Annotated in this window: 4 protein-coding genes and 1 pseudogene; 2 read left to right on the top strand and 3 right to left on the bottom strand. The window is 71.3% G+C overall.

Features of this window, described 5'->3' with window-relative positions:
• Nucleotides 1-238 precede the first annotated feature (238 nt).
• A complete protein-coding gene (locus tag VN520_RS29205; RefSeq protein WP_325749951.1) occupies nt 239-649 on the bottom strand; it encodes a RidA family protein in 411 nt (136 codons plus the stop codon).
• A 93-nt stretch (nt 650-742) separates the two neighbouring features.
• Here VN520_RS29205 and VN520_RS29200 point away from each other — a divergent pair.
• Nucleotides 743-916, top strand: a pseudogene (locus VN520_RS29200) (alpha/beta hydrolase); the annotation flags it as partial.
• A gap of 207 nt (nt 917-1,123) precedes the next feature.
• Here the strand turns inward: VN520_RS29200 and VN520_RS29195 are convergent.
• Nucleotides 1,124-2,104 carry an SDR family NAD(P)-dependent oxidoreductase gene (locus tag VN520_RS29195; RefSeq protein WP_325749950.1) on the bottom strand — a complete coding sequence of 327 codons (981 nt, stop codon included), beginning with the start codon at nt 2,102-2,104 and terminating at the stop codon, nt 1,124-1,126.
• A gap of 108 nt (nt 2,105-2,212) precedes the next feature.
• Here VN520_RS29195 and VN520_RS29190 point away from each other — a divergent pair, with 108 nt between their 5' ends.
• Entirely contained in the window at nt 2,213-2,878 is a 666-nt protein-coding gene (locus tag VN520_RS29190) for a TetR/AcrR family transcriptional regulator (protein ID WP_325749949.1), read from the top strand.
• Nucleotides 2,879-3,011: 133 nt separating this feature from the next.
• Here the strand turns inward: VN520_RS29190 and eccCb are convergent.
• Nucleotides 3,012-6,149: type VII secretion protein EccCb (gene eccCb, locus VN520_RS29185; RefSeq protein ID WP_325749948.1), on the bottom strand; the 3,138-nt coding region annotated here is incomplete at its 5' end.

Here is a 6,149-nt window from a genome sequence, read left to right as displayed (position 1 = left end):
GGCCGGGGCGGCGGCCCCCGGGGCCATGGCGACGGAGGCCGCCCCCTCGTACGCCGGCGCGCCGGCCTGTGCCCCCGGCTCGGCGCCGATGCGGCACGGCCTGGACCACCCCTCCTGCCGCCTGTTGCACGGTGTCCGCCGGCCGGCCCTGCTCTGCCCGGTCTTCGCAGCTGTGGGCGTCTCACGGGCGCGTCTTCACCCGCTGGGTGGCTCACGGTGGAGGGGGGCCGCCGGGCGATCAGGAGTCGAGCACGGCGGCGACGCCCTCGATCTCCACCAACTGGCCGGCGTATCCGAGAACGGTGACGCCGAACAGCGTGCTCGGGACGTCGTGGTCGCCGAAGGCGTCCCGGACCACCTTCCAGGCGGTCCCCAGGTCCTCCTGCCGCGTGGAGGCGACCAGTACGCGTGTGCTGACGACGTCCTCCAGGCCGGCCCCCGCTGCTGCGAGCGCGGTCTTCATGTTCTCGACGGCCTTCGCCGCCTGGCCGGCGTAGTCACCGATCGCCGCCGTGGACCCGTCCTCGTTCAGCGGGCACGCCCCGGCGAGGAAGATCAGCCGTGCGCCGGCGGGAGCGGTGGCGGCGTAGGCGTACTCGGCCACGTCGGACAGGGCGGTGGAACGGATGAGCGTGACGGCGCGAGGCATGGCATCCAAGTCCTTGGGGACGGGCTGGAGTCCGTATTCCTAGCAGACCGCGGCCTGGGCTTCCCGTCATTTTTCGACCCGGCCTGTTCACCGCACGTCCTGGTGCAGTGGGACGACGAAGGGAACGACCGGCAGGCGGCCCTGGACCTGTTCGACGCCTTCGGCTCCGAGGAGAAGTCCCTGCACGCCCATCTCGGCGGGCACACCGGTGTCCCGCAGTTCGCGGGGGACGCCGCAGCCCGGTTCTTCACCCGGCATCTGAGGTGAGGCCGGCCCGCCGGGCCGGCAGCGGGCAGTAGCCGATACCGGCCGGCTTGCCGCTCGTCGAGGACAGGCCGTGGCTCTCCGCGGCTCCCTGCACCGTGGGCCCCTGCCGGACTCCCGGCAGGGGCCCGCGCTCGGAGAGGACGCGGTGCCCGCGCAGAGGTACCGGACGGACGAGCGCGTCGGTGCGTCGGGTGCTCGCGGGGGCGGTCAGCCTCGCGGGTCAGGATCGGCATGGTGACCCGCTCGACGAACCGCGGCTCCGGACGCGCACGAGCTCTGCTCGGCTCCGACGACGGGGAACTTCACCCCGGTGAGGTCTTCGGAGACGGCCCACAGCCGCTGCTGGACGGCTCTCTCGTACGACTTCGGGCTGGAGGTGACCAGCCGGGGGTGGCCCATGACCTCGTTGCGTCCGCCGGGGCCGTAGTACTGGCCGCCGAGCGCGGCGGGGTCGGTGGCGGCGCGCAGGGTCGGCAGCGCGCCCATCGCCGGTGTCTGGGCGATCAGCGGCGCGAGCCAGGTGAGGGGAAGCCGGAGGGCCGCGGGGGTGTTGCGGGCGAGTTCGGTGCTGGACATGCCGGGGTGCGCGGCCACCGCGACGGTGGTGCCGTGCGTGGCGAGCCGGCGCTGCAGCTCGTACGTGAACATCAGGTTGGCCAGCTTGGACTGGCCGTAGGCGGCGGCCCGGTTGTAGGACCGCTTCCACTGCAGGTCGTCGAAGTGGATCGCGGCCCGGATGCGGTGGCCGGTGCTGCTGACCGTCACCACGCGGGAGCCGGGCACCGGCAGCATCAGGTCCAGCAGCAGCCCGGTGAGCGCGAAGTGGCCGAGGTGGTTGGTGCCGAACTGCATCTCGAAGCCGTCCCGGGTGGTCTGTTTCGGGGTGTACATCACGCCGGCGTTGTTGATGAGCAGGTCGATCCGGTCCAGCCGGGACCGCAGCGTGGTCGCCGCGGTCCGGACGGAGTCCAGCGAGGTCAGGTCCAGCGCCTGCACGGTGACGTCGCCGGTCATACGGGCCGCCGCCCGCTCGCCCTTCTCGACGTCGCGCACGGCGAGCACCACGGACGCCCCGCGCTCGGCGAGCGCCTTGGCCGTCTCGTACCCCAGTCCGGTGTTGGCCCCGGTCACCACGGCCACCCGCCCGCGCTGGTCCGGGATGTCCGCCGTCGTCCACTTCTCGCTCATGTCAGGTCCCCACTGTCTAACGTACCGAAGGTATCTTGTGGTGGTGACGTTAAAGTACTCTCGGTACGTTGTCAACGTACCGCAGGTACCTAAGTTAGGCTGGTGGTCGTGACTTTCCAGCGGGCGCGAACCGAGGAGCAGCGGGAGATCCGCCGACGGGCGATCCTCGACGTGGCGTCGGCGATGCTCGACGAGATGCCCGTGGCCGCGGTCACCCTGAACGAGCTCAGCCGCCGGGTAGGCCTGGCGAAGCCGAACGTGCTGCGCTACTTCGAGTCCCGCGAGGCGGTGCTGCTGGAGCTGCTGGACCGCTTCCTGCGGGAGTGGCTGACGGAGCTGGCCGGCGAACTGGCCGCCGGGACCGACGAAGACCTGCCCATGACCGAGCGGGCGTCAGCGGTGGCCGAGGTCCTCAGCCGCTCGCTTTCCGGCCGGGTGGTGCTGTGCGAGCTCTTCGGTGCGCAGGGCAGCGTCCTGGAACACAACGTCTCCGTCGAGGTCGTGGCACGCTACAAGCGCGCCTCCCTGGACCGCCTGACGACCATGACCGCCCTGATCCGGAAGTACCTGCCGGAGCTGGGCGAGAACGCGACGCTGTTCAGCCTGCAGACCATGGTCATGGCAGGGGCGCTGTCGGCGTACAGCACACCGCCGCCCAGCCTGCAGGCGGCCTACCAGGCCGAGCCCGACCTGGCCCGCTTCCACCTGGAGCTGAAGGACAACTTGAAGTCGGCCCTGACGGCGACCCTCCTGGGCGTGCTGCCCCGCAGCTGACCTGCGTGGCGCTGGACAGGCCGGAGCCTCCGGGTGTCTCGCGCCCGGACGGTGGCGGGGCCGGGGTGCCCGAGCCCGGACCGCCGGCCCCGTACACTTCGGCCGTTCGTAGCCGCGGGCCGGGGGCCTTGTCTCATTCGGGCGTGTACACCGTCTGGATCAGGCGGTTCGACCAGCCCTTGCGGATGAGCACGCCTCGGCCCGCCGGCTGCCGGCGTGCGTACACCCCCGGGAACAGCTGGCCCTCGCTGTGGTCGCCGGACATGAGGACGGCGGTTGCTCCCGACTCGCGCAGGCCGTGGGCCAGCGGCTCGTACATGCCCCATGACGCGCCTGTCACCTGGCGCGACAGGACGAAGTGGAGACCGATGTCCACCGTCGAGTGGATGTACGGTACGAACGGGTCGAGCGGTGAATGGCGGTCCGTCATCAGTACGTCGTAGTCGTCGACGATCACCACGATCCGTGGGCCGGCGCCCCAGCTGCCGGGCTCCAGGTCTTCGAGCGGAGTGCTGTCGTCCGGCAGCCGCTTCTCCAGCTCGATGGCGAGTCCGGCGGCGAGACCCTCGCACAGTTTGGCGTTGTAGGCGTAACCGCCGTCGAACTCCTCGGGGACCACACCGCGCAGACCCTGCTTCGGGTCCATGACGGCGAAGACCAGCTCGTCCTCGCTGTAGCGGTCGACGAGACCGCGGATGACGGTCCTGAGGAGAGTCGTCTTGCCGCACTCGCTGTCGCCCAGGACCAACAGGTGCTGGTCCTGGCGGAAGAGATCGAGCAGCACAGGGGTGAGTGCGTCCTGGTCCAGGCCGATCGGCACCTGCCGGGGCTCGGCGGCCCGGCCGGGGAGCAGGTGCGGTTCCAGGACGCGGGGCAGCACCAGGACGGGCTGGGCGACCTCGCCGTTCCAGGCGGCGCGGACCGTACGAACCGTGCGGTCGAGGACCGCCTCCAGATCGGTGGCGTCCGCGAGTCCGTCCGTACGGGGGAGCGCGGTCCGAGCGAAGAGCCCTCTGTCGGTCAGGACGCGGCCAGGTCCGTCGGGTGACAGAGTCCCGGCGTGCTGGTGATCGATGCCGGATTCGCCGGGGTCCTCCGGGCACAGCTCGACCCGGGTGCCGAACGAGGCCTGGGCGACCGTGTTCACGTCGTTCCAGCTGGGCACCCCGGCGACGATGTGGATGCCGTAGTCACCGCCCCGCTCCAGGAGCTCGACGACCGTGTCGTCCAGTTCGTCGAAGTCGTCGCGCAGTGCGTCGAAACCGTCGATGACCAGCACGATCTCCGCAGACGCCAGCTGGGGCAGCCCACCCGTCCGGTGCAGGGCGCGCAGATGCCCGACGGATTCGACGGCGTGCTCGCGGAAGAGGTCCTCGCGCGATTCGAGCATGCCCCGCACCATCTCGACCGTACGTGCCGCGCGTTCGCGGTCGGCGTGTCCCGCGACGCCGCCGACGTGCGGCAGGCCGGAGAGCACCTGGAGGCCGTCACCGGCCAGGTCGAGGCCGTAGACACCGACCTCCTGCGGAGTGTGGGTGAGCGCGAGGGACAGGACCAGCGTGCGCAGGAGAGTCGTCCTGCCGGACTGCGGGCCGCCGATGACGGCGGCGTGGCCGCCGGCAGCCGTGAGGTCCAGGTACCACTGTCCCTGCCACTGTGCGGCCGGATCATCGAGCAGCCCGAGCGGAACCTGGAGCGGGCCCCGCCGTCCGGCCAGCTGCATGCCGCGTGGGCCGGTTTCCAGCGGGCCGGCGGCCTTGTCGAGGGCGAGCGCGGCGGGCAGCGGTGGCAGCCAGATGCTGTCTACCGCCGCGGCGGCGTCCTCCAGCTGTTCGACCACGATGTCCAACTCGGTCGGCCCGGTCCCGCGGTGCCCGGACGCCTCCTGGACCGGGCCCGGGGCATCCGGTGCGGAGAGGGTGTTGAACGCCTCGTACGCCAAGGCGAGAGGCTTGCCCATCACCTCGTCCGCAGGCTTCCGGGGGCCCCGGTAGCCGCCGGAGACATAGCAGGCCTTGAAGCGCTCGTCATGACCCGTGCCGTCCCTGAGGGTGGCGAAGCCCGGCAGCGGCGGCAGGCGGAACGCGTCCGTGGTGTCCAGGACCGTATGCGACTCGTCTCCGGAGAAGGTGCGCAGACCGATCCGGTACGAGAGACATGCCTCCAGGTCGTTGAGGCTGTCGTCCTCGATGTCCTGGCCGGACAGGAGCAGATGCACACCGATGGAGTGGCCGTGCTGTCCGATGGAAAGGAGCAGATCGACGAAGTCGGGCTTGGTGCCGAGGAGTTCGTCGAACTCGTCGATGACGACGAGCAGATGCGGCAGCGGGTCCAGATCGGGCCGTTCCTCGGAGCGCAGCGCGGTGTACTCACCGATGTCGGCGACGTCGCCCGCGTCGTCGAGGACCTGTCGACGGCGCCGCATCTCACCGGCCAGGGAGGCGTGGAGACGCTCGATGAGGTACGCGTGATTCTCCAGGCCGGTGATGACACCGGCGACGTGGGGAAGCATGGCGAACGGGGCGAAGACCGCACCGCCCCCGTGGTCGACGAGGACCAGGGCGAGGTCCTCGGGCGGGTGCGTGGTCACCAGGGTGAGGACGAGGGAGCGCAGCAGCTCGGACCTGCCCGAAGCGGTTGCTCCGACGCACAGCCCGTGCGGGCCCGTGCCGAGCTCGGAGGGGCCCTTGAGATCGAGCAGCACCGGCTCGTGCGTGTCACTGATGCCGAGGGGCACGCGAAGGAAGGCGCGTTCACCGCGTGGGGCCCACAGCTGTGCCAGGTCGAGGCGCGCCACGTCGTCGATCCCGAGCAGACCGGCGAAGTCGGTGGTGCCCGGCAGAGGGGAGCCCCCCAGCGCCTCGGAGGACAGCCGCAGGGGCGCCAGCATCCGGGCCAGGCCCTCGGCGAAGGAGACGCCGACCTCGTCGACGGTGCCGTGGGCGCCGGAGGGTTCGGGCTCGCGCAGGTCCTCGATGACGACCTGGTCGCCCTCGACGGTGATCCGGACGCCGACGTGTCCAGGCTCCTGGACACGCTGTTCGAGCAGGTGCACGACGGTGACACCCATGCCCCGCAGGCCGACCGTGTCGTCGGGGCGGGGCAGATCGACGGCGTCCTCACCGTGGCCGTCGGTGACGACGAGGAGCCGGGAGGTCATGGACAGGGCCTCACGGCCGGCTGGGCCCCGGGGCACCCCCGCCGCGTAGGACGCGCGACGGCTCAGGTCGGCGCCGAGCCGACGCGCGAGCTGAGGGACCGACGGGGCGAT

The sequence above is a fragment of the Streptomyces sp. genome (genome assembly GCF_035563135.1).
In the GTDB taxonomy this organism is placed as follows: Bacteria; Actinomycetota; Actinomycetes; order Streptomycetales; family Streptomycetaceae; genus Streptomyces.
Note: the sequence above shows the minus strand (reverse complement) of the source record. Positions and strands in the feature narration are given on the sequence as shown.

Excerpts from the sequence above, each read along its gene's own strand:
- VN520_RS29205 (WP_325749951.1), bottom strand. The coding sequence starts at position 649 with ATGCCTCGCGCCGTCACGCTCATCCGTTCCACCGCCCTGTCCGACGTG.
- VN520_RS29195 (WP_325749950.1), bottom strand. The coding sequence starts at position 2,104 with ATGAGCGAGAAGTGGACGACGGCGGACATCCCGGACCAGCGCGGGCGG.